Origin of the sequence: Formosa bonchosmolovskayae (assembly GCF_051016085.1) — a bacterium.
Classification (GTDB): Bacteria; Bacteroidota; Bacteroidia; order Flavobacteriales; family Flavobacteriaceae; genus Formosa.
Window position 1 is genome coordinate 2,541,870 of record NZ_CP174605.1, and the last position, 25,666, is coordinate 2,567,535.

12 protein-coding genes are annotated in these 25,666 nt (G+C 31.3%); 8 read left to right on the forward strand and 4 right to left on the reverse strand.

All coding sequences use genetic code 11. The features are described 5' to 3' along the window. Positions 1-70: 70 nt before the first annotated feature. A complete protein-coding gene (locus tag ACKC83_RS10950) occupies positions 71-595 on the reverse strand; it encodes a DUF6933 domain-containing protein (protein ID WP_434035507.1) in 525 nt (174 codons plus the stop codon). 1,514 nt (positions 596-2,109) lie between these two features. Here ACKC83_RS10950 and ACKC83_RS10955 point away from each other — a divergent pair. The 5 genes from ACKC83_RS10955 (at position 2,110) to ACKC83_RS10975 (ending at position 16,301) form a co-directional block, all read left to right on the forward strand. Then, positions 2,110-2,319, forward strand: coding sequence for a hypothetical protein (locus ACKC83_RS10955; protein WP_434035508.1), 210 nt, complete (start codon positions 2,110-2,112; stop codon positions 2,317-2,319). 937 nt (positions 2,320-3,256) lie between these two features. Then, positions 3,257-5,113: a cytochrome-c peroxidase gene (locus ACKC83_RS10960; protein WP_434035509.1), complete on the forward strand. Its 1,857-nt coding sequence runs from the start codon at positions 3,257-3,259 to the stop codon at positions 5,111-5,113. 1 nt (position 5,114) lies between these two features. Further along, positions 5,115-7,115, forward strand: coding sequence for a cytochrome-c peroxidase (locus tag ACKC83_RS10965; RefSeq protein WP_434035510.1), 2,001 nt, complete (start codon positions 5,115-5,117; stop codon positions 7,113-7,115). 298 nt (positions 7,116-7,413) lie between these two features. After that, a complete protein-coding gene (locus ACKC83_RS10970) occupies positions 7,414-15,321 on the forward strand; it encodes a LamG-like jellyroll fold domain-containing protein (protein ID WP_434035511.1) in 7,908 nt (2,635 codons plus the stop codon). A 71-nt stretch (positions 15,322-15,392) separates the two neighbouring features. Next, a complete protein-coding gene (locus tag ACKC83_RS10975) occupies positions 15,393-16,301 on the forward strand; it encodes a leucine-rich repeat domain-containing protein (RefSeq protein ID WP_434035512.1) in 909 nt (302 codons plus the stop codon). Between the two features lie 48 nt (positions 16,302-16,349). Here ACKC83_RS10975 and ACKC83_RS10980 read toward each other — a convergent pair whose 3' ends face one another. From ACKC83_RS10980 to ACKC83_RS10990, 3 genes are read right to left on the reverse strand one after another with little or no spacing between them, the layout of a single operon-like run. Further along, entirely contained in the window at positions 16,350-17,609 is a 1,260-nt protein-coding gene (locus ACKC83_RS10980; protein ID WP_434035513.1) for a glycosyltransferase family 4 protein, read from the reverse strand. 9 nt (positions 17,610-17,618) lie between these two features. Then, positions 17,619-19,460, reverse strand: a complete 1,842-nt coding sequence (locus ACKC83_RS10985; protein ID WP_434035514.1) for an ABC transporter ATP-binding protein — start codon at positions 19,458-19,460, stop codon at positions 17,619-17,621. A gap of 33 nt (positions 19,461-19,493) precedes the next feature. Then, positions 19,494-20,591, reverse strand: a complete 1,098-nt coding sequence (locus ACKC83_RS10990) for a glycosyltransferase family 4 protein (RefSeq protein ID WP_434035515.1) — start codon at positions 20,589-20,591, stop codon at positions 19,494-19,496. Positions 20,592-21,420: 829 nt separating this feature from the next. Here ACKC83_RS10990 and ACKC83_RS10995 point away from each other — a divergent pair. The 3 genes from ACKC83_RS10995 (at position 21,421) to ACKC83_RS11005 (ending at position 24,991) form a co-directional block, all read left to right on the forward strand. Beyond that, positions 21,421-21,846, forward strand: a complete 426-nt coding sequence (locus ACKC83_RS10995) for a response regulator (RefSeq protein ID WP_434037778.1) — start codon at positions 21,421-21,423, stop codon at positions 21,844-21,846. A 748-nt stretch (positions 21,847-22,594) separates the two neighbouring features. Beyond that, positions 22,595-24,484, forward strand: coding sequence for a transglutaminase domain-containing protein (locus tag ACKC83_RS11000; protein WP_434035516.1), 1,890 nt, complete (start codon positions 22,595-22,597; stop codon positions 24,482-24,484). Positions 24,485-24,718: 234 nt separating this feature from the next. Continuing rightward, entirely contained in the window at positions 24,719-24,991 is a 273-nt protein-coding gene (locus ACKC83_RS11005) for a hypothetical protein (protein WP_434035517.1), read from the forward strand. Positions 24,992-25,666: the final 675 nt, after the last annotated feature.

Here is a 25,666-nt window from a genome sequence, read left to right on the forward strand (position 1 = left end):
TATTCCGAGTGGATTCGGACGTAGTCGAATCCGCCGTAATTGCGGTTATACATTGTTGTACACCGTTTTTTTATTCATTTATTATTTTTCTCATTTCGTTTAGTGCTTTTGTAAAATCAGACATTTTTTTACTCTCTCCAATATGAATTGGAATATTATTTAGTCGATTTGTCAAGTCCTTTATTGGCATATTTTTTAATTCTCCATATTCCGCTTTCCACCAATCTAGTGACTGTAAATTTGCATTTTGAAATCCAGTTGTTTTTCGGTCATTGTCAGTTGGCAAAAAGTCAATTTTTCCGATTATAGAATTTAAATAGTCAAAGTCGGTTATTATTCCATCGTAAGTCAATTGCGTGTATAAAGCCTCTTTGAAAATTTGCTCAATATTTTTTAAATCCGTTGATTTAATGTCAGTCAATATTACGTTATATTTTGTTTTTCCGTTTGTGATTAACCAGCATTTTTTTCTGTCAACATAAAATACGGTTGCGTTCCATTTTCCAAGTATTCCACATTCAGTTTTTTCGTCAGTTGAAATTAATTTCTTAATCAACTTTTCAAGTTTTTTAGTAGTGTGTATTGTCGTTCGCATAAATGGTGTACAACGTAGGGATAAATACACTGGTGTATTTATATCTCTTATATTTATACCAAATATATTAAATAAATCTCTGTAAATTGAATAGACTATTAAGCACTCATGTTTAGTTTGAAATTATTTCAATACAGCGTTAAGGCTTCAAATTGATATAAATGCGTACATTGTAATTCAAATCGAAAATCGTGGTTAGAGTTCGTATTGTTAAACTATCTCCATAACCTGAATTGGCCACATATGCCTTCTTAAATAGCTTATCAGTATGAAAAAGGCATAAAAACGTAAATATTGTTGTCAATATATTTATAGAAAACCTCGACCAAATAAGGTAACAAATGAAAATATAATTGAAAATGATGTAATCAACTAAATTATATTTTAATATATAGTGGACTATCAGTAATTTAATGTTGAAAATACTATTCGATGATTCAATAATTAAAGTTACTAACTTATAGTAACCTTGATATAGTCAGTAAAAAGTAAGTAAAGCGGTGTGATAACTCTCTTTAAAATTAATGTATTTTTATGTATAGTGAATCTAAATAAGATTTGTCTATTACTAATTTTAATTTATTTTCTTAAAAGAAAATAAGGACTATACTAAAGTAGTGTATTTAATATAAAGGTTTATCGTATTAGTTTTATTAATATACTTTACTGTTTTATGTAAATTATGATCGAACCAATTTGGCAATTAAAGGAAAAGCGATTTCAGCATCGGGAGAACTTTTAGAAGATGCTACTGTTAAACTAAAAGACGAGTAGAATAGAGTTGTAACTAATGCCTGGGGGAATTTGTTTTGCAAAATGTTAGTTTAGGAAAGTACACGATGCAAGTTCGTTTTTTAGGGTACACCACACAAGAAATAAGTATTGATGCTGCATTGACACTTAAAATTGTTAATTTAACCTAACTTCATAACTTGAGTAAATAAGAATGGATTAGTTAACGGAAAAATCTAAAATCCGGACTATAAATGAACAATCTTATTATGTAACCTCTATTCCTTCTAAAGATTTACAAAATAGCACTACAAATGCTTAACATAGTTTAGATCGTGTTTCAGGCATGAGAATTTTACAAGATGGAGCCATAGGTTCTTTAAATGGATTTAAAGAAAATCAAGTTAAATTTTTTATTTAATGGGGTGCCTCTGGATATTTTTGGTGCATTCTTTAATTTAGGTAGTGTTCCTGTAAACACTATTAAAAAAATAGATAAATTTAAATGAAGGAGTGGTTTCTTGTTAGTTAGTTACAGATGCAATAAGAGATGCGGTTAATATTATCACCAATGAGGAGCATAATTATTTCGATAGTTTATATTCCTATGTATCATTTAACATGCACCAATGCTTATTAAATAGTGCTTTTACTAATAAAAAATCGAATTTTACTGTTAGAGCAAATTTGAACTATTACCCGAAAACCGACTACAACGTATTAGCAGATATTACAGATGTTAATGGCAACGTTTTAGAAACAGCTAACGCTAGATGTTTTTTATGATAGGTATAAGTCGATTACAGGGGGGAATTTCAGCAGGACTTTTAAGCAAAAGCTATACAAATGAATTATTGTTAGAAGTCATTGCCTCTTCAGATGATAACGAAATACAAAACGGGGCAACCTTAGCCATAGTTTATGGTGCTGTAATGCACGAAAGTAAATCCTTTATCAGTAGTTTAAAATATACAAAAGAATTTATTTATTGATGATTGAATGTTAGTTTAAATACATCATATAACAGATACAATAACAAAAGTATAGATACTTTAATTGATGTAGTTTACAATTGGCACGGAGAACATATTCCGAGTAATCCTCGTATCAATGGCGAAAAATGAACACTTATTAAGTGATTTAAATTTGACGACATAGAATTTTCTTATCAATTAAATGCTGGGTACATTATTAAAGAAGACTATTCTTTCTCATTTAATCAATCTTATCAGTCTTTTAACCGAGAGGGTTTTATAGCTAAAACCCGAGTAAACATATATACTTTTTTCCGAAATCGCTTCATAAAAATATATTGAGTATAGCCTATAAATTTGATTATAATTCTAAATGGAATACAACTATTTTTGGAAAAGCATAATTTTAATAGTTATATAATCACAAATATAAAGTGAAAATTCCGAAACTTAAATTAAAAATATCATTCATAAATATAATTACGGGTAAGCCAATGCATCTTCTTGCTTTTTACTTCCTAATTTGCAATTAAAAGCATCTTTCGAACACATATTAGGGTGCTTATTTATAATGAAATTTACTTGTTAATCCTATTTCTGAGGATTAAAATATATTCTTTAATTGATTTTTTGATAACTGGACTTGGATTGTTATTCATTCAAAGAATTTATTATGTGTATAAGGGGCTATATTAAATCCAAAGGATATCTAGTCGAATTATCTAACTACTTGGTTATAGTGAATATTTAATTAGATAATGTGTTTTGTTAAGGTTTTAGTCTGTGAACTATATTATTTAAAACGGCTTATATTAAACTGAAACAAGTATATACAATAAGTAAAAACAATAGTATAAGTAGCATGTGGTGGGGTTTTAAATAATCATTTCTTAACCTAGGGTTGACTACCAATTGACGTAGCCTTAATACATTTGCTGACTTATAAATTAAGTAAATGTTTAAGTCAATATCTCTTTTCAGAGTTTTTCTTGTTGTGTGTAGTGCGTTTCTATTAGTGTTATTTCTTTCATTAAATTCTAAAAATAAAGAGGATTTACAAAATGCTTTTATTCAGAATGAATTACTTAAAACCTATAAGATTTTTTCAGAAATGGATGCTATTGCAGAAATGTATCAAGAGGGAACGGTAACTTTAGAGGATTTAAAGGGATCTGTAACTAAGTCGCGATTGCAGTACAAGCGCATTGAATTTTATTTAGCCTATCATTATCCTGAATATATTAAGAAGCACATTAATGGAGCTCCCTTATTGCGCTTAGAGTTTGAAAATACAACTTCGGTCCTAGAGCCGGAAGGATTACAGGTTTTAGATGAATTGGTGAATTCAGATAAAGCTTTAGAGAATGGTGATTTGGTCTATGGTCTAACTAAACGATTAAAGAGTAAGTTTTTAACCTTATACGATCGACTTTACGCAGACCTAGTACAAAAGGACAGTTCCATGGACGTTATACGTTTGCAACTAGTAAGAATTTATACTCTGGGACTTACGGGGTTTGATACACCAGGATCTTTAAATGCTATGCAAGAAGCAAAAGTTTCTTTAGAGGCTATGCAGTCCTTTTTTAAGAGTTTGTATGCGAATCATCAGTCTGAAGAAAACTATAAAAGTTGTCTTGCTCATTTCAGCGAATCTATTGCATTTTTAAATGATAATAATGATTTTGAAAGTTTTGATAGACTAAAATTTCTAAAACACTATTTAGATCCCTTATATAAAGAGTTAAAATATTTTCAATCTAAAAATCCAGATAAGAATTTAGAATATATAAGCGCATGGAATAGAGATAGTGAATCAATTTTTGATGCCAACTTTTTAAACCCTTATAGTTATACAGAACTTACAAAAAGCGAAGATAGCAAAGCTTTAAGAAATCTTGGAGAAAAACTTTTTTACGATACGCATATTAGTGGTCAAAATAATATGAGTTGTGTGAGTTGTCATCAGCCCGAAAAAGGATTTACAGATGGGCTTCCAAAATCAATGAGTAGTATCCAAGGAGAAACAGTCTTAAGAAATTCACCAACACTATTAAATGCGGTATATGCTGATCGCTATTTTTATGATTTAAGAGCATTTTCTTTAGAGCAACAAGCGGAACACGTTATTTTTAATCCTTCAGAATTTAATACGGGATATAATTCAATTTTAGAAAAGTTGAAAACTGAAAATAATGGATACCAAAAAGATTTTGAAGCTATCTTTGGGAAAAAAGGAATTACACGCAAAAATCTCTCTAAAGCTTTATCGTCGTACGTATTGTCTTTAAGTTCTTTTAATAGTGAATTTGATAGATATGCAAGAGGTGAAGTTGAAGACATACCTGAAGAAGTAAAGCAAGGTTTTAATTTATTTATGGGGAAAGCAAATTGTGCAACTTGTCATTTTGCTCCAACGTTTTCAGGTCTGGTACCACCATTTTATAATGAAAACGAAAGTGAAATACTAGGTGTATTAAATGTGGAAAATGTGCCTGCTCAGGGTGTTGATGCGGATAGAGGAAGAATTATAAACGGTATTTATAAAGAAGAAGCTTGGATTTACGAAAAATCCTTTAAAACAACTACAGTAAGAAATACTTTGTACACAGCGCCGTTTTTTCATAATGGTGCTTATAGTTCTTTAGAAGAGGTGGTAGAATTTTACAATCAAGGTGGAGGTGCTGGTTTGGGATTAGAGGTTGTGAATCAGACATTACCATCTGATCCTTTGCTTTTAACAGATCAAGAAAAAGAGAATTTAGTGTTATTTATGAAAGCATTGAGTGATAATCCCGCATTAAATAAATAACATGAAGTTTTTCGTAAACATCTTACATAAGCCGCTTTGTTATTTAGTAATATTTGGCAGTTTTGGCTTTGGAATATCTGGATTTATTAACCAAAATAACAGTAACTATATTTCCACTGATTTTAACGACTATTATAAAATTTTCGTAGATTCAGAGTTAAAGAAATTGGAGGGGCAAATAGACCTTTTAAATACAGTTGCTAAAGATTTAGAGGCGTCTAAGAAATCTTTAAAAGAAGTTCAAAATCAAAGTCTGATCACAAGAAAATCCTTTAAACGAATAGAAGGTGTTTTAACGTATTATTTTCCAGAACATATAAATGCTTATATTAATGGAGCTCCATTAGATCATGTGTCACCGCTGTCAACTAGTCCAGATTTTGAAAACGGGAATTACTATCTAGGCTCTATAGAGAATTACAAAAATTCTTTGCCTTTAGATATGTTGGAAGCAGGTCACTATAGTGGTGAAGAATTTAGCATATTGGCACCTGAAGGTTTACAGCGCATAGACGAATTACTATTTTCTGAAGAAGCATTTAATTCTAAAGTGGAATTATTAAAATTAACAGCAAAACTTAAGGTGTCTTTTAAAATATTACAAGACAGACTAGTATTAAGAAAGTTTTATTTTAATTTCGAAATTATTGAATTGTCTAGATTAGATGTAATTAGAATATTAAGTAAAGGAATAACAGGTTTTGACACACCTGGTTCTCTAAACGCCATAGAGGAAGCCTCTGCATCTTTATATGGCTTAGAAGAAATCTTACAACCCTTAATTAATGTTAGTGCGAGCCATAAGCCTTCTTTAGAAAAATTATTTAAAGACACTCAACTGTTTCTTAAAAGACATGATGATTTTGATACGTTCGATAGATTGATTTTTATAAAATCGTATTTAAATCCACTTTATAAAGAACTGTTATTTCTTCAAAAGGAGTTAAAGATACCAACATCAGCAGAAAAATATAATGAGACGCCATCATGGAATGCTTTAAGTGATAATATATTTGCTGACGATTTTTTGAATCCTTATTATTATAGCCTATTAAAAAAGGAAGAGGATAGTCCGGAATTAAGACAGTTAGGCGAAAAATTATTCTTTGATAAAAGCTTAAGTGAAAATAATACAATGAGTTGTGCGACTTGTCATAATCCTAATCTCGCATATTCTGATGGGGAAAGAACGTCGAAAGCAGGTATTGTTGGAAAAAGATTAGATAGAAATTCTCCTACATTAATAAATTCAGTCTTTTCGGATCGGTATTTTTACGACTTAAGAGCTTTTGATTTAGAAGATCAAGCTGAACATGTTATCGATAATCACCTAGAGTTTAATACCAGTATTGTAGAGATTGTAAAAAAATTAAATACCGATAAAGACTATCAAAATCAATTTAAGGATATCTATAATTCAGAATCCATAAATAGGTATCAATTTTCATCGGCTTTAGCATCTTATATCATATCCTTAAGATCTTTCAATAGTGATTTTGATAAATACATACGTGGAGAAACTTCTAACCTTAGTAGTAATGCAAAGAGAGGTTTTAATTTATTCATGGGAAAAGCGAATTGCGCCACTTGCCATTTTGCTCCAACTTTTAGTGGATTAGTACCTCCGTTATTTCAAGAAAATGAAAGCGAAGTATTAGGTGTTTTGGAAAGTCCAGGTTCTTATAGCGTCGATGCAGATCCTGGACGTATAAAAAACGGTTTAAGTAAAGATAACCAACATATTTTTAATAAATCATTTAAAACGACTACTGTTCGTAATGGGGCATTAACCGCACCATATTTCCATAATGGAGCTTATAATACTTTAGACGAAGTGTTGGAGTTTTATAATTTAGGTGGTGCGCAAGGGATTGGTTTATCCTATGAGGTTCCAAATCAGACGTTAGCACCGGATTCTTTAAATTTAACAGAAGATGAAATGCAAGATATTATAGCTTTTATGACGTCTTTAAATGATATTCCAATTGAAAGTTCTAACTAAATATTATTTGTAAACTTATTGTGAAGAAAACGCAGGTTGTCTTAACCTAAGTTTTACGTATTGCAAGTTGTAAGTATATATGTAACGTTGTGTTTATAAGTTTTTTAAAGTAATAAATAGGTTTTAGTTTTATTCTAGCTAATCTCTAGTTGTTTTTTGCTAATATATGCTTGTTAAGCAACTGTTAAATTACTAAGTAAGCTTAACAATCAAATTACTTTTACTTAAAATTCAACGGATTTATTCAATCTACTTTTGGTCAAATATTTTTAATAATTAAAAAAATAACGCAACCAAAATGAAAAAAAAATTACTATTTATTTTACTATGCTTCTCTCTATGTATGAGTTTTGGGCTTAAAGCTCAGACCGCTATACCAGGAGATTCTTTAGTATTTGGGCCCATGTTTAGTCCTGTTTATGAAAACAAGGTTAGAGTTTGGGTACTAACTAAAGAGAATACAGGTTCTGGAGATGTGCTTTCCTTATCTATGACGGGTTCCCAAGCTCATGCTACAGAGCTATCTGGAACGGTTTTTAATTCTGATGACAGATTAGGGTATTATCTACGATCTTATGAATTTGACAATTTAACCGAGGGAGAAACTTACACTGCTAGTTTGCAAATTAATGGTAGTGCATCTGCAAGAACTTCTTCGATAACAAATGGTCAAAATATTATTGATGATTTTGAGTTTTTAGCTGGAGGATGCGGAAGAATTTACGATACATCTCGTTGTGTAGATGTACCAGAATCTAAAACACATATTAATGGTGATCCTGAGATGTTTAACCATATGGCAACTGAGGATGCTGATCTTATGGTTTGGCTAGGTGATGCGACTTACCTTTTAGGGTTGCAACATGCAAATGGAGAATGTCCTGATGCTATAGACGACTGGGCGAATAAAGATATGGCATTTGACCGTTATATGTTTTACAGACAGTTTCATGATCAATTAACCATGGCTATGCCACAATTATCTATAACTGATAATCATGATACTGGACCTAATGAGTTCGATAAAACAATGGCTACATTACCAGAAATGCGCGATATCTTTAAGGATTGGTGGCCAAATCCTGAATATTTAAGTACTGTAGAAGGTGAAGGTTTACATTCGTCTTATGTTTATAAGGATGTAGAGTTTTTCTTAACTGATAATAGAAGTTATAGAGATGGTACAGCAGACCATTTTGGAGATGAGCAATTAGAGTGGTTAAAACAAGGGTTACTTAATTCTAAAGCCACATTTAAGGTTATTGTTAATGGAACCCCAACATTTAGAGAGGTTGGAGGTCGAAATTTTAGTGTGAGTAATCAAGCTGATGAATTCTTGCAATTTATTCAAACCAATAATATAAATGGAGTGGTGTCTTATTGCGCAGATATTCATGATCAACGTTTCATGGTACGTGATGGAGATACTAAATATCCAATGTACGATATTATGTCTGGTAATATAAATTCTGATATTGGAGGAAATGGAGAAGCAGGTAATTATAGCGTAAATTATAGTGCTTCTAATGATATCTTAACAGGTGTGAAGCATGGATATATGCGAACAAATGTATATGGAGAAGCAGGGGATAGACGAATAAAATTTGAATATGTAGGTTTTGATGGTGATACTTTCTTTGAAGAAGTAGTACATGAAGATATGCTAACAAGTCAAAACTCGGATGCACATAATTTATCTTTAGATTTTTCTAATGCTATCACAGATAATTCAGAATATAATCATGTTTTAGAAGGATCGAATTATAATTTCGGAACAGATAAAGATGATAAATTAAATAGTGCTTTAGTGTTTTCTGAAAATACAGCGCTTTCTATTTCCGCATCTAAAGCTTTAAACTTTTATGATAAAGCCTATAGCTTAAGTTTTTGGGTAAATCCAAGTAATTTAGCATCTAATGGCGCAACTATAGTTTCAGATGCGACAGCAACTTCAGGGGTTTCATTCGGGATTTCAAATAATGGAAACTTAAATTATAAAGACCATGCTACAGATATAACTCATGAGAGCAACTATAGTGTTTCAGAAAATAGTTGGTCATATATTACATGGAAATACGACAATGTAAGAAGAAAATTAACCTTATACTATAATGGGTTCCTAATTCAAACATGGAATAATATATCGTCTCCAACAGCATCATCTTCAGATTTTAAAATTGGAAATAACATTGAAGGTAAGCAGTTTGTGGGAAGCATGGATGATTTAGAATTATATGCAAGACTAATTTCAGACAACGATATTTTAGAAAATGCAGAGGTAAAGAGCAATCGAAGTGAGATGTTAAGCTTGGCTGGTAATCAGAAAACGGTTATACCATCGGATATCTCAAATTCTTTATTTGCAAATGATTTTACGATTCAATTCTGGGCCAAATTAAATTCAGATCCAGCGAGTAATGCATCTATTTTTTCTACACACGGTAGAGTCGATGGAAATTCTACAGGACTTTCTTTAGAGTTTTCATCGGAAAACAAATTAAATGTTGTTGTGGGTACGAATGGCTCTGGTTGGAATAAAATAGACAATAAAGGCGATGCCTGGACTGTTGGCGAATGGAATCATATCACCATTTCAGCAGAAGTAGGAGGTAATATTAAATATTACCTTAATGGTGTGTACGTTACCGAAATGGTATATAACGGATATTATCCCAATACATTTGGATTAGGTTTTGGACACAGTCCTAATTATGGAGGTGCGTTGCAAGGTGATATTGACGATATGAGAATTTGGAGTAAGGTTTTAACAGCTAAAGAAATTTCAAAATCTTTACATTATCCATTAGTAGGTGACGAAGAGGAATTAGCATTATATTTCAATTTTTCACCTGCAACAGAAGCAGGAACAACTATTGTTAGTGCAGGTACTGTTAATTATGAAATGGATATCTCCTCGGCCTCATTAACGTCTGCAACATCTCCTATAGGGAATATTCCGGCAATATATCAAGATTTTGTTTCTGGTAAATGGAGTAAATATAATAGTAGTGTAAATCACGGTTTAAGTTTTTCGGATAATATTACTTTATATTCAAGCAATATTATTGTTGGAAAACAAGCTAATTCAAAAATTTCGGAAGTCCCAAACATGTCTGATGTCCAATATTTGCAGGGGGGGTGGAAAATAGATCCTTTAAATACTCCATTTGCAACATTTAAATTTAATTTAGAAGCGACAGTGGGGGATTTTGCCAGTGCAATTTCGGCGGTAGCAGGTCATTATTATTTATTAAAACAAGAGGAAGGTGAAACAGAATTCCATATAGTAGATGAAGGTACTTTTGATGGTACTAGCATTACTTTTTATAATGTAAATATAGAAGAATCTGTTTATTATTTAGCTTGGGAAGAGGGTGAGTTTGTCCCTGGAAGAGGAGGTGCTTTAGCTTTATTAGATGGTCATGATGTTAAAATTCACTATACATCTCCTGAAATTATTCTAGGAGGGGCGCATACTATGGAACTATGGGTAAATTTACCAACAGATCCTAGTGATAAAACAATACTTTCTAACCATGGAAGAATCGATGGTAATTCTACAGGATTTACCTTAGAGTTGGAGGGCAATAATACGTTAAGTGCTGTTTATGGTACGAATGGTTCTGGTTGGACTAAAGTCACTACTTCAACAGCGATTCAAATTGGTGAATGGAATCACATTGCAATAAGTACTACTCCAGATGGGGAGATTCAGCTTTATCTTAATGGGCACTTAGAAGGAACTACAGCATTTTCTACCTATGCACCAAATAGTAAGTGGGATTTTGCTTTCGGGCGAAGTTTAAATTACGGAGGTCAAGTGCTTTACATTGTAGATGAATTTCGTATGTGGTCGGAAGCTCGTACACAAGAAGAAATTGTGGCAGATATGCATAATGTAATAGATGTGTCAGACGAAAATTTACATTTTTATTATGCTTTTGATCAGGATGACAACGGATTTGTAGAAAATAGTGGCAGTAATGTAAGTGAAGTGACTTATGCTAATGCCTCTATAATAGCTGCTACGAATCCAGTAGCAGAACCTATTGTAGATTTTCAAGATGTGATTTCTGCAAGTTGGAGTTTTGCAAATGAAACTGACAGCGGAATGTATGTAGATGGTGTTATAAGTAGTTTTATAGAAAACATTGTTTTTGGTAGAAATCAAGACAATTCCATATTAAATCTGCCTAATGCAATTGAAGATGATACGCATTATATCGCAGGTGGGTGGAATGTTAATGCTATGAATATGACGATTACAGATATTGCTATTGACTTGTCGGCAGTATTTGAAAATGTAGAGATGATTGATGCGACTGTTGGTGAGTATTTGTTAATTAAAGGAGATCCTGAAGTAGCTTATGAAGTTGTAGCTTCTACAGCAACAACTATAGACAATGTGGTAATTTTTAATGATGTCGAGATTAGTAATGGTATTTATTTTATCGCATACCAAGTTGATGTTGCCTCTGCAATTCTTGCACAGGGAGGAGCGTTTAACCTCCAGGGAGGACACGAAGCTCTAATTCCTGCAAGCACTATTGAGCCTATTTTGGCGGGAGACTTTACTATTGAGCTTTGGACCAAATTAACTGAAGATCCTGGAGATAATGTCCCATTATTGTCTAACCATGGAAGAATTGATGGCAATTCTACAGGTTTTTCACTAGAATTACCTTCTAATAATTCTGTTAACGCAGTTTTTGGGACTAATGGTTCTGGTTGGAATAAAGCGGAATCAGGAGACGCATTAACAATTGGAGAGTGGAATCATATAGCGGTCACAGTATCGCTTCTTGATAGTGAATTAAAATTGTATGTTAATGGTGAATTAAAAGCAACAAATGCTTTTGATGGTTATGTTTCTAATAATACTTGGGATTTTGCTTTAGGTAGAACTATTAATTATAATGGTGAAACAAAGTCCATAATGGATGAATTGAGAATTTGGACAAAAGCCAAAAGCCAAGAAGAGATTATAGCAGATATACACCAAACACGTCTAGATACAAATGTAGATTTAGCATTCAATTATACGTTTAATCAGGACGATAGTGGCTATCTTGTTAATTCTGGTAACATCGTAGCCGAAGTGTCATATTCAGATGCAGAAATTGTACCAGCAACTAGTCCGGTGAGGGTAGTGGATGCTCCTTTTAACCATGAAGTGACAGGAAATTGGAGCCTCAAAAATGACAATTCTAATGGGATGTATTATGCGGATGCTATAACAGACTATAATAGTAATATAGTATTTAGTAAAGAAACAGGAGATGATATATTACCTATTTTAGGTTCTACAACAACCGATACATTATATTTAAATAGTAGATGGAAAATAGATCCACTATTTATAGCATCAGGCTCTATAAAAGTAGATGTTTCAAAAGTATTCGATAATTTAAATCAAGTAGAACTTATTGCTAATGAGTATTATTTATTATCTGGAGATCCTTCAACAACTGTAGAGATAGTCGCATCAGGGTTAAAAGAAAATAATGTTATAACGTTTAAGGATGTTGCTTTTAATGATGAAGTTCCGTTGTATTTAGCTTGGAAAAATATCAATGAATATCCTATAGGAAGTTTTCCTATTGTATCCGGTGGATTATGGAAATACAATGACTTAGGTCAAGATTTAGGAACAACTTGGACAGCATCAGCATTTGATGATAGTTCTTGGTTATTTGGAAACGCTATTCTAGGTTATGGAGATGGTGTAGAAAGTACTACTTTAGATTTTGGTACAGATGCTTCAGCTAAACACCCAACCTATTATTTCCGTCATAATTTTAATGTTGAAGATGTAGATGCTATAGGTAATCTAGTTTTTAATATGATGTATGACGATGGTGCTATTGTTTATGTGAATGGTACGGAAGCTTTTAGATTAAATATGTCTGAAGGTGAAGCTACTTACGAAACGTATGCTTCAGGAGAAATAAGTGGCGATGCAGAAAGTGCTTGGACTAAGATTGAGACGGCTAATTTACTTCAAGATGGAGAAAATGTAATAGCTGTAGAGGTACACCAAATTAACGGTACAAGTTCAGATGTTCGCTTTGATATGGAAGTGGATTATACCTTACCAGCACTTGTTGTAACAAACTATCCTTTACATAAAGATCAAGAATGGTATGTTTTGGATGAAGGCACAGATTTAGGAACAGATTGGTTAACCTTAGACTATAATGTTATTCCTTGGAATAGAGGTTTTGCGCCATTTGGTTATGGAGATCCTGTAAATACAGAAGTATCATATGGTCCTGATGCAAGTACTAAATACATTACAACATATTACATAAAAGATATTGAAGTGTCTTTAAGTGAATTAACAGATATGGTGGAATTAGGATTACGTAGAGACGATGGTGCTATTATTTATATTAATGGTGCGGAAGTGTTGCGGGACAATATGCCAACAGGAACTGTAGATTATCAGACTACGGCAAGTAGTGCTGTTGATGGAATTAGTGAAAATATTTACAATACGTCTACGGTTGCAAAAGACATGTTTGTAGAAGGGACTAACCGTATTGCGGTAGAAATTCATCAAGCAAATGCGTCAAGTTCGGATACACGTTTCGATTTGTATATTCAGAACACACAAGATCTAGCGATAGATTGTGATGAGGAACATATTAGTTGTTTAACGTCTATAACACCTACATCGCAAACAGGTAATTTGATTTTGTCTCCAGAACATAATTTTCAGGTGGTTATGAAAGAAGGTGACCCATATTCTTTAGGTGGAGGTAATATGCCGGGAACAAATGACTTTACAGCTTATGTCGCTATAGAAGGGAGTAGTGAGAAAGGGTATTTATCTGTCAATCATGAAAACACACCAGGTGGTGTATCTATCTTAGATATTAATCTCAATACCACAACGCAACTTTGGGAAGTTGACGAAAGTCAGGCTGTAGATTTTTACAGTACAGATTTAGTAACTACAACACGTAACTGTTCTGGAGGTATCACACCTTGGGGAACCGTGGTTACTGCAGAAGAAAGTACAAATTCTGGAGATGTGAATGGAGATGGCTACCAAGATGTAGGATGGTTAGTAGAGATTGATCCAGTAACAGCTTCTGTTTTAGATTATGATAACGATGGCCAAAAAGATAAGTTATGGGCAATGGGAAGAATGAATCATGAAAATGTTGTCATTACCGATGACGGAACTACAGCGTATTACGGAGAAGATGGAGGAACACATTGTGTGTATAAATATGTTATGGATACACCTGGAGATCTGACTGAAGGTACGGTATATGTTTTACATATGGATATTGCCTTATCTGGTAACGACCCTAGTTCTTCAACAGGAACTTGGATTGAAGTTCCTAATGATACACAGTCTGACAGAAACAATTTAAGTACTATTGCAGGAAATCTTGGAGGTACAGCTTTTAACGGTGTAGAAGATGTCGAAATTAACCCAATAACAGGTAAAATTTATTTTGCTGCTAAAGGTTTAAGCCGTGTGTATCGTTTTACCGATAATGGAGAAACGTTAAGTGATTTTGAAACCTTTGTAGGTGGAATGAATTATGATGTAACTTCTGAGAATGGAACACAGTCAGAATCTTGGGCAGACGGTAACGATAACTTAACTTTTGATGACAAAGGAAACCTTTGGGTACTTCAAGATGGAGGTAAAAATTATATATGGGTTGTGCGTCCAGATCATACGCAAAGTAATCCAAATGTAGACTTGTTTGCGTCTATGCCTTCAGGTTCAGAGCCTACTGGTTTAACCTTTACGCCAGATTATAAATATGGTTTCTTTTCTGTGCAACATCCTAGCGGAAGTAATACGTCGCAGGTAGATGCTAGTGGAAATGAGATTACATTTAACGCCTCTGCAACTATAGTTTTTGCGTTAGACCGTAATATCGGGGAGGATGAGTCATTGAGTGTTATTGATCAAGACCTTATTAAACAGGTAAGGTTATATCCTAATCCTACAAAAGGAAACGTAACATTCCAATTTTCTGGTTCTTCGGTAGATACCGATGTTTCAATAGTAGTCAATGATATTTTAGGAAGAAACTTAATCAATTACGAAAATCTTAAAGTAGATGGTAGCCAAAAATTATCATTAGATTTAGGGGAATTAAAAGCACATAATCAAATACTTTTATTAACCGTTAAAATGAATAATGTACAACAACAGTTTAAAGTACTGATGAAGTAAATTATAATTACATACATTAATAAATATAGAAGCAGGCAATTTTGTCTGCTTCTATTTATATATACGAATTTATGATACGTAGTACGTTTTTTATTGTCTTTTTTGGTGTAATCAGCGCTGTCCATACACAAAATGCGAATCCTAAAAAAACAAGAGTATTTAATACTATAGAACTGGCAAAGAAAGAAGCCAGTACCGTAGAACAACTAAGCTTAAGAGATCAGCACTTATTTAATATGCCCACAGAGATAGGGGATTTTAAATCACTTATATTTTTGAATATGATGGGTAATAGTTTAGAGTCATGGAATTACGATATTTTTAAATTAAAGCATCTCGAAGTGTTAATTGTAAAGCAAAATGATTTAAAATATATCCCAGAAGATATTTCAAAGTTTCAAAAATTGGTACGTTTAAATATATCCACAAACAAAATTACAGCCTTACCTAAATCCATTGGTGAGCTAACTGATTTGAGATTTTTACACATGTCGGATAACGATATAACGTCGTTACCCGAAACGATAAGTAATTGTAGAAATTTGGAAGTATTAGAGCTAGATCATAACCAATTACGATTTTTACCACAAGAACTTTCTAACTTAAAAAAATTGAGCACACTTAATTTAGGTTATAATCAATTTTATGAATTTGATTCTGATTGGTTGTTAGTCAGTAAATTAAAGACTCTTAATTTAGAGCATAATAGTCTTAAAACACTTCCCCTCGAGATTTTTGAATTATCTAATTTAGAAACACTTATTCTCAATAATAATAAGCTAATAGAACTACCTACAAGTATTGTTTCGCTTTCTAAATTAGAGTTATTAATACTATCAAACAATTCCCTGACAAGATTACCAAATAATTTAACCAAACTCACACAATTAAAAACATTAATATTAATAGGAAATAATTTTTCTAAAGGAGATATAGAACGAATAAAAAAAGAATTGCCCAATTGTAAAATTTATTTTTAAAATTTAGCTAGTAAGTCGTGATTGACAATAGACATCCTTATGTCGTTTTTAATGCTTTCCTTTTAGCTTTCTAGTTAATTTTTTTAGAATTATAATAAAACGAATTATCACGTTTTTTTTCATTCTTCGAATCTCTCTTCTAAGTTGTGCATTTTCAATTTTTGAAGATTGTAATTGATTTATAAGGTGTGTATTCTGATTTTGATTTGTAACTAATTTATCAAAATTGATATAAAGATAATTTAATCGATCTTTCATTATAGTGCCAATAGAATGGAAAGATAATTTTTCTTTAATAAAGATTTTAGCATTAAAAGCTTTCTCGATCCGTAAATCTGAATTATCGTAAATACTTCTTAATTTTTCAATTGCGCTATCAAATAATGGATTGGACCATAGTGTTTTATGGCAAAAATTATTGTCTGGGTTTTCTATGTAACTAAGTTTATAATCTATAAGGAAACTATTGTTTTTATTCATAAACTCCGTATTACCAGAATAATTCGTTGCTACAGTTGGCTTACCCAAAGACATAGCTTCGGCAAGTGTTAATCCGAATCCTTCAGAATGATGCATCGATACATAAGCGTCACAGTTATTAATTAGGTGATTAACACTGTTTTTATCGAGTTCCATGTCATGAACTTTTATGTTTTTGGAAATACATTCTTCTAAACGTTGTTTTTGTTTTTTGTGTTGTTTTGCTCCAACAGTTTTTATAACTAATTCGACTGTATCACTATCTCCAAAAGCTGTTTTAAAAGCTTCAATCAAGAAAAAAGGATTTTTCCTTTCTACAGAGCTGTGATAGCTAAATATGAATAAAAAACTAAACTTATTATCATCAAAAAAATGGTTTGTATTTTGATTTGGAAGCGAATTTAGATGTACTTCAACTGGATGAGGAACTATTATAATAGGGCTGTTATAAGTTTTCTGGAATATATTTTTGCAATATTCCGAAGGAGTCCAAATTTCATTAAAAAGATTTAAGTTTTCTACCAATTCTGGGGCTAAATATTCTGATTCCCATACTAAGAAAAGAATAGAGTATTTGTTTTTAAATATATTGGGATCAATAATGGCAATAAATGATTCAAGATCCTTTAAGGATAATTGAACTAAATTAATAGCATAATTGAAGGAATACTGATAGTTGCTGTTTTGTTTAACCTTTTCATAATTTATTAAATTAAGAGGTATATCAAGTCTTTTTGCCGCATTTATATTCAATCTCGTAGCCTCTCCTATGCCAAACATACCTTCGGTATATCCAACGATGTTAAGTCCTTGTATTTGATTTTTCATTTGATTCATTTATGCATGTTGATATACTTCTAATGATTGAAGTGAAACCAAGTTAGTATATGTTCCGTTCATTTTTAAAAGTTCTTCATGTGTTCCTTGCTCTACTATTCTTCCTTTGTTCATGACTAGTATAAGATTTGCATTTTGAATGGTTGATAGTCTATGTGCTATAACAATGGAGGTACGATTTTCCATCATGTTTTCAAGGGCATTTTGAACTAGTTTTTCAGACTCAGTATCTAAAGATGAAGTGGCCTCATCAAGAATCATAATTGGTGGATTCTTCATGACTGCTCTGGCTATAGCAATGCGTTGTCGTTGACCACCAGAAAGCAGATTACCTCCATCACCAACAATGTTTTGATATTTTTTAGGAAATTCTGAAATGAAATTATGAGCATTGGCTACTTTTGCTGCATTTATGATTTTTTCATCATCAATTTCTTCAATACCTAAGGATATGTTATTTGCAATTGTATCATTAAATAATATAGAATCTTGAGCGACTATTCCCATTTGTTCTCTTAAAGATTTTGTAGTTACATCTTTAATATCAACACCGTCAAAAGTGATACTGCCTTCATTTACATCATAAAAACGCGTGATTAAATTAGCAATGGTGGATTTGCCACTTCCAGATTCCCCTACTAGTGCCACTATTTTACCTTTAGGTACTGTAAGGTTAAAGTTTTTAAGGACGTAGTCATCTTTGTATTTAAATGATACATTATTAAATTTAATTTCATGCTTAAATTCAGTAATTAACTTAGCATTCGCTTTGTCTTTTAATGGATTTTCGGCATCTAAGATAAAAGCAACTCTTTCATAAGCTGCATTTCCCCCTTGTAAAGCATGATGCGCTTTTGTGATGGCTTTAGCAGGTGTTAGAATTTGATAAGCTAATCCCATATATGCCATAAAAGCACCACCACTTAAAGATTGGTCAATTAGTACTAAAGAACCACCATAAATTAGTAATATAGATATAACTAAAATCCCTAAAAATTCACTGGCTGGTGCTGATAAACTCATGACTTTACCGATTGAATTATTTAAATCATTTATTTCTTTTGTGAAATTGTTAAACTTTTTTAAAAAAAAGCTTTCTGCGGTAAAGTTTTTAATGATTTTTATACCACCTAAAGTTTCTTCTATATTAGACAGTAAATGACCTTCTAATGCAAATATGTCACCCGATTGACTTTTGATACCTTTACTAAGTTTTGAAATTAAAAATCCAGATATAGGAATAAAAAAGAAAACAAAAAGGGTCAGTTTCCAACTGATAACAATCATTGCAACTAGCGTAAAAAGAATGGTTAATGGTTCTCTAATCATCATTAAAATACTTATGAATGATACTTTTATAGTATTAATATCCGAGGTCATTCTAGCGATAAGATCGCCTTTTCTTTCATTAGAAAAAAAGGCTACATTTAAGCTTATAACTTTGTTATATACGTCTTGTCTTAAGTCTTTTAAAACACCGTTGTTTAGATAAGTCATATATAAAATAGAGAGATAACTAAACACGTTTTTGAGTAAAAATGTACTCAACACAAATCCCACTATAGTAATTAGTGTAATTAAAGGACCTCTAGAGTCGTTCATTGTAGTAATAAAATAATTGAGATAATTTTCAATGTAGTTTAAGTCAAAATCTTTAAAACTATGGAGTACAGGTTTTACTTTTAATTTTTCGCCCTCCTCGAATAAAACTTTCATCATAGGTAAAAGTGAAAGCATAGATAATGAGGAGAAAAGAGCATACAGAATATTGAACAGGATGCTTAACATTTGATGTCTTTTGTAAGGAATAAGGTATTTAAGAAACCTTTTAAAATTTTTCATTTAGTGTATAGTGATTGGATATAAATAGGGTTATTATTCTAAAATGCTTTTATAAACATTTATATAGTCCTTGGCTGCTTTTTCCCAAGTAAATTCTTGTGAGTGGTTTATATAGGCCGATTGGAAGGTGTCTTTATTGTTTTCAAAAGTGGACATTCCTGCTTCAAAAACGTTTGCCATATCTAACGCATTGAAATTATCCCAATAAAATGAATGTTTACCACCTATTTCGGGTAAAGATGTTTTGTTAGATAAGAATATTGGTTTGCCAAAGGTCATGGCTTCTAGAACCGGAAGGCCAAAACCCTCTCTTAAAGAAGGAAAAGCAAAAGCAAGACAGTTTTTGTAGTAATATATTTTATCTGATTCGGCAATATTACCTAATAATATCACTCTATTTTCCAATTTATAGTATTGTATTTTTTCTTTCAGAAGTTCTGCATATGCAGTATTTAATCCGCCAGCTATAACCAAAACGACATCACTTAAAAACCTTAACATTTCTATTAATGTGTGGAAATTCTTTTTTTCCATCGCTTTTCCTATTGAAAAAATAAATGGTTTACTAGGGACGTGTTTTGGGTGATTGATCCCTAAATTTTTCGTTGAGTCATGATTGAAGTTATTTCCGTTATATATCACATATTCTGGTATATCCGGAATGTGAAAGTGAGCACGTGTGTTTTGCTTGGCAAATTCAGAAACGTACACTATAGCTGAACTTCTCTTGATTTTGCTTTTGAGTTGATTAATCCTGAAATCTAAGCGCTTTCCTGATTGTTCTTCTAAAAAGTTTACATCATGAATGGTTAATAAATAGGGCGTGTTTTTAGAAGCGGGTTCTATTTTTGTGTTTTGGTTAACTGAGTGCCATAAATCAAATTTTTGTCTTATTCTGAAAAGAGGATACCTTGTAATTGGTATATAATTATTAAAGGAAATATTGTTTTTAAGTTCTTCTTTAACACTCTCATTGTTACAATTGAGAATGATTTCATGTTTATTTAGAAATTCAGTTTCCCTACTTAGCGCTTTTGCTAAATTATAATTGAATTGACCAAAGCCACTATGCAAGTTATTTATATTATGAGTTTCTAGAAAAATATTTTTAGATGGAAATGATTCTTTCATAAATACGATTTGAGGGGGTGAAATTATTTGCGGACATTAACATGACTTGAATATGAATAGGTTAAAAAGAATTGCTTTACAACATAATTTAACTTTTTTAGAGTAAACAACTATCGGTGGTTTTTGCCTTTATTTTATACAAAAATTATCCATTTAAATGTGCTGATAGTCTTTTAAATTCATTGTCACATGATAAAATGAATATTTAGAAAAACATTATTAATTATTTTATGTTGAATAATAAGGATTTTCATATAGCTGTTTTTTATACTTCTTATAATTGTTAGATGCTCAATCAATAAATTGGTTGCGTTCAAATAATGTTAAATTTTATGTTTATCACCCACCTCATAATTTTATAAGGATAGGATTTATAGGATTTAAAGACAAAGTAGAATTTATATGTTTTTATATCTGCTTTTTATAGAACATCAACTTGCATAAGACTACTTTAATTTATAGGTATACTGTTAATAAAAATTAATGCAGTGATTAAAGGCAAGGGACAGGTAAATAGATACAGATTATTTAAGAATTAAATATTCACTTGTTTTATAAATAATCAGCTTTTCTTTAATCATTTCTTAACTGACAATTCGATAGGGTTGAGTTAATAATAAATCTCATTTAGATTAATTCTAGGTTTTAATTACGTTTATATTTGGAATATGTGCATTCTGCTTTTTTAACTTGAAGTAGAAGACGATTAGTTCATTTTTAATAATGTAATGTTTTATACATAATTTATTTAGAGACAGCGTTTATTGTTATATTTTATAGAGGTAATTCAACCTTAAAATTATAATCTAAGTTACTGGAGCAATTATTAATTTATCTAGCCGACGACGATGAATCTGACCGCATGCTATTTGAAGAGGCTTTTAAACATATTATCTCAGATGTAGAAGTAGTTAGTTTTGATAATGGAGTAACCTTAATGGATAATTTATTGAATGAAACTAAACCTCTTTCTCAAGCCATATATTTGGATTTAAATATGCCATTGATGAATGGTGTGGAGTGTTTAAGTGATATTAAAATCGAAGTAAAACTTCAAAATATTCCAATTTTTATTTATTCCAATACTATTGATATTTCTGTTATTGAAGAACTACAAAATTTTGGAGCGAATCTCTTTTTAATGAAACCTAATTCATTCGATAACCTTATTTCGATCCTAGGTAAAAGTATGGACTATTTATATTCTTATTTTAATAAAGAAGTAGTTCAAGAAAAATTTATCATAAAAATATAAAAAATTTTTTATCAAAATTGATGTTGTTAAATATAAATTATAGTTGTTTCCTGTAATTTTTGAAGCGTTGATATTGGGTTCTGTAGTGGTCATGGAGGTTGAAATTGAGGCTTCTCCAAAATGGGAATTCTATCATTATTGATAGGAAAAACTGTTTTTTACTCTAATCTTTAAATACAAAACGGTTAAATTCTTCATTCGATATATAATATTTTTTTAACTAGAAATAGATTTATTTATAAAATCAAGTAAATTTATTTCAATACGTTAAAATAGTTAATAAATTGTTAAAATAGTATCTGTATTTACTAATATATGTCATAACGCACTGTATGTCTTGTTGTTATCTTGTAAGTGTTTTATTACAGTCTTTAATTGTACCTAGCATAAATAAGCTAAAACAGCATTTAAATAGAAAATGAGGTTAGGGTATAGGACATTACAAATAATGAGTTTGATACCAGTTTATTAGTGATGTATTCTTAATCAAAAATAGCAGATAATTCAATTTTAATGGTGGTTACACTAATAATTATAAAGACAGAATGATAATAAAACACTTAAAATTAAATATAAACACAGTTGGTTGCGCAGAATAAAGTCTCCGACTTGCCAAGGTCAAAACATTAGAAAATAAAGTCTTTAAATTGATGTTTAATCTGGGAGGCTCAAAAATTTTAAAACAAGAAAATTAAAGTTAAATCTATACTAACAACTAGTATTAAATCAAAAACAAATTCAGACCTCAATGAAAAGAGTTAACTATATGTTTATTTTTTTGCTAATTACTTTTTTTTCATGCAATAATATACCCAAAGAGATAATCAACACACCGCTTTACAAGGATGTGATAAGCCATTACGAGCACACAGACATCAATAGAGAAAAGAAAGATGCCGCATTATTTTTGTTTAAAAATATGGACCAAAAATATTCTATTTTGGATACTCAAATAGATTCTATCTTAACATTTATTGCAGATAGTATTGAAAAGAAAGAAGTTTTAATAAGCAGAAAGGAATTGATTGCAGCGTCAAAACAAAAGTCTTTTAAAACAAGTAGTCCTGAGATTATAATTGACTATTCAGTCATAAAGAGTAACGACCTAATATCGCATATCGACATTACATATAACAGTTGGAAACAATTATCTGAAAAAAGTGATGCCAATTTTAAAGATTATTGCGAATTTATTTTACCATATCGAATTAAAAATGAACCAGCTTTTGAGCTGCAAACAGAATACTTTCATGATAAATTGCATTCCTTTTCTGATACTTTAGCAAGGACTGACTCAATCGTTCCCGCAATTTCAAATTTAATAAAATCATTGCGATTTCGTGTGGATAACGGTTTATCCAAACATTATCCGAATTTATTTTCTGCAAAGCAAGTTTTTACATTAAAAAGCGCACCTGTTTGCGATGACTTTGCAATTTCTTTATCGATTGCACTTAGGTCAATTGGCATTCCTGCAACTTATGATTATCTTCCACAATGGGGTAATCACCACAGTGTAGGTCATAGTTGGTTAGCTATAAAATGGCAACACAAGTGGTATGGTTTTGATGCTGTGGATGGTACGTTTGTAAATCAGCTGTTTCATAACGACAATATTCCAAAAATATTTCGCCAAACATATTCATTATCTAAAGGAAAAAACAAAATTGATGTTACAAGTGAGTATAGAGATATTTCAGATTTACAGGTAACAATAGATGAAAAGTTATTCTCCAGAGACATGCAACCTGCAGTTGCAATATTTAACAAAAAAAGAGGGTTTAGAGTTGTAGATTATGGAAGAAAAGAAAGGACTAGTCTGATTTTTAAAAATTTAGGACGAAATGTAATTTATTTTATTGGAGGATTAGAGAATGATAAATTCACTCCTTTGACAAATCCAGTATTTTTAGATTCACTAGGTCATACTAACTATTTGATACCAAATTGGAATACTACAGGGGAATATACACTTGAAAGAAAACACCCTTTAACAAGAGGGTATACAAGTGTAATTAGTAGAAGAAAAGAAAGATGGGCAAAATCGATTTCCGAATCTTGGATTGAAGTTAGTAATAATAATTTCATTACAGTTGATACCCTTATAGCTTTTAGAAACTACAATTCATACAAAGAAAATAACTATCAAACAAATACCGAAAAACCATATAAAGCTGTCAGGATAAGTAGTCTTTCTTCAAAAGAGGCCAACATTGCTACTTTAAAGTTTTTTAGCCGAGAACAAAATTTATTGACAGGACAAATCATACATAACCTTGAAAAAGGTTTTAATCCAGAAAAGTTATTTGACAGCGATATGCTTACCGCGACAAGGCAGTCAAGTTCTGAAAAAATTGCTTTTGTCGGATTAAGATTTAATCCTCCGCAATTCATATCATCGATTTCAGTTCATACCCGAAATGATGGAAATCATATTATTCCCGGAGATAATTATGAATTAATGGTTTATAATTCTGGCTGGCAAAGCTTAGGATTAAAAACAGCGGATAAACAAGAACTAAACTATGTCGATGTTCCATCTAGTGGTTTATATTGGCTAAAGAATCTTTCTCAGGGTAAAGAAGAACTTCCTTTTGTATTTGATTCTAATAAAAACCAATTCTGGCCAGGACAATAGATATATAATAACTAATAGGTACTTGAAATGAAAATACCTCCAGGAGGCAATTACTCATCCACATACCCTTGGTAACAATCAGAAAAAATCCCCAATGAATAAAATCTATAACAAATATTTGAATCAGTAGCTGCCGAAAAATATAACGAGACTTTTTTCTGAATAGTAAAAACTGATTTCGGGAAACAATGGGATTTTGAAGCGGGGAAAAATAATTTCTTCTTTTTGTAGTCTATGATTGATGATGTGAATGGACGGTTTAAAAAAGACATTGATTTACGAACTGAATCTGAATTAAAAAATGGATTGAATAAATACTCGGAATTGGCTGAATTTAATTTTATGGTTGGATATACTATTTCATTTTTTACGTATGTCTTTGGTGATAACGAAGAATTCACAATTATAGGAAAGGGAGTGCTAAAAAAAGGTTTAATTTGGAACAATCTAATTCGATTTACAAAATATGTATGGCGGAGAGTTGCATACAATTATTGGTCTGCTTGATACGTGTATCATTAACCTTTAAGCTCGTAAAATCTGTCAGGGTGCCAGACATGATTCCTGATTTCCAAAGCCGTTGCTTTACATGTTATACCATATTTGGAAAAAATCAACTCTCTTTATTGCCTCATGGTGTGCTTTTATATCAGTTATGATATGATTTATAGTGTCTTCAGTAGTAATTAAGTTTTCTTGTTAAACATAAGAGACGATTTACATAAAAAATAGCATAGGTCTAACAAGTAGGAAGCACAGAATGCCGTTTTTCATGTCATCCCTTATGAGAGTTTTGTTGCCGTCTATTAGTAGTCTATCTCCTTCTTTTTATCAGTCATTTTGGGCAACCTAGACCAAGAAAACTGTTTTTACCATTATCTTTTAATTCTTTCCGCATCGGTAAAGCACATAAGGAAAAGATGTCTTTACGGACTTGCTGTATATTTTATTTCGCTTAACTTAATTCTACAGCTTTGTGCTTAATCTTTTATGTGTAATATTTCGGTTTACTTCTTGAAATTGCTAAATGAATAATGAGAAAACAAATGCTCTCAGCTAATTGTTCTGTCTCAATTCAGTAATTCCAACTAATAGTCGAACTTATTTATGCACAAACCAAACCTAGTTTTTTTTGAGTGCATATTTGTTGTTAAATACAAAACGATTAGATTCTTAATTAGA

Excerpts from the sequence above, each read along its gene's own strand:
- ACKC83_RS10950 (WP_434035507.1), bottom strand. The coding sequence starts at position 595 with ATGCGAACGACAATACACACTACTAAAAAACTTGAAAAGTTGATTAAG.
- ACKC83_RS10955 (WP_434035508.1), top strand. The coding sequence starts at position 2,110 with ATGATAGGTATAAGTCGATTACAGGGGGGAATTTCAGCAGGACTTTTA.
- ACKC83_RS10960 (WP_434035509.1), top strand. The coding sequence starts at position 3,257 with ATGTTTAAGTCAATATCTCTTTTCAGAGTTTTTCTTGTTGTGTGTAGT.
- ACKC83_RS10965 (WP_434035510.1), top strand. The coding sequence starts at position 5,115 with ATGAAGTTTTTCGTAAACATCTTACATAAGCCGCTTTGTTATTTAGTA.
- ACKC83_RS10970 (WP_434035511.1), top strand. The coding sequence starts at position 7,414 with ATGAAAAAAAAATTACTATTTATTTTACTATGCTTCTCTCTATGTATG.
- ACKC83_RS10975 (WP_434035512.1), top strand. The coding sequence starts at position 15,393 with ATGATACGTAGTACGTTTTTTATTGTCTTTTTTGGTGTAATCAGCGCT.
- ACKC83_RS10980 (WP_434035513.1), bottom strand. The coding sequence starts at position 17,609 with ATGAAAAATCAAATACAAGGACTTAACATCGTTGGATATACCGAAGGT.
- ACKC83_RS10985 (WP_434035514.1), bottom strand. The coding sequence starts at position 19,460 with ATGAAAAATTTTAAAAGGTTTCTTAAATACCTTATTCCTTACAAAAGA.
- ACKC83_RS10990 (WP_434035515.1), bottom strand. The coding sequence starts at position 20,591 with ATGAAAGAATCATTTCCATCTAAAAATATTTTTCTAGAAACTCATAAT.
- ACKC83_RS11000 (WP_434035516.1), top strand. The coding sequence starts at position 22,595 with ATGAAAAGAGTTAACTATATGTTTATTTTTTTGCTAATTACTTTTTTT.
- ACKC83_RS11005 (WP_434035517.1), top strand. The coding sequence starts at position 24,719 with ATGATTGATGATGTGAATGGACGGTTTAAAAAAGACATTGATTTACGA.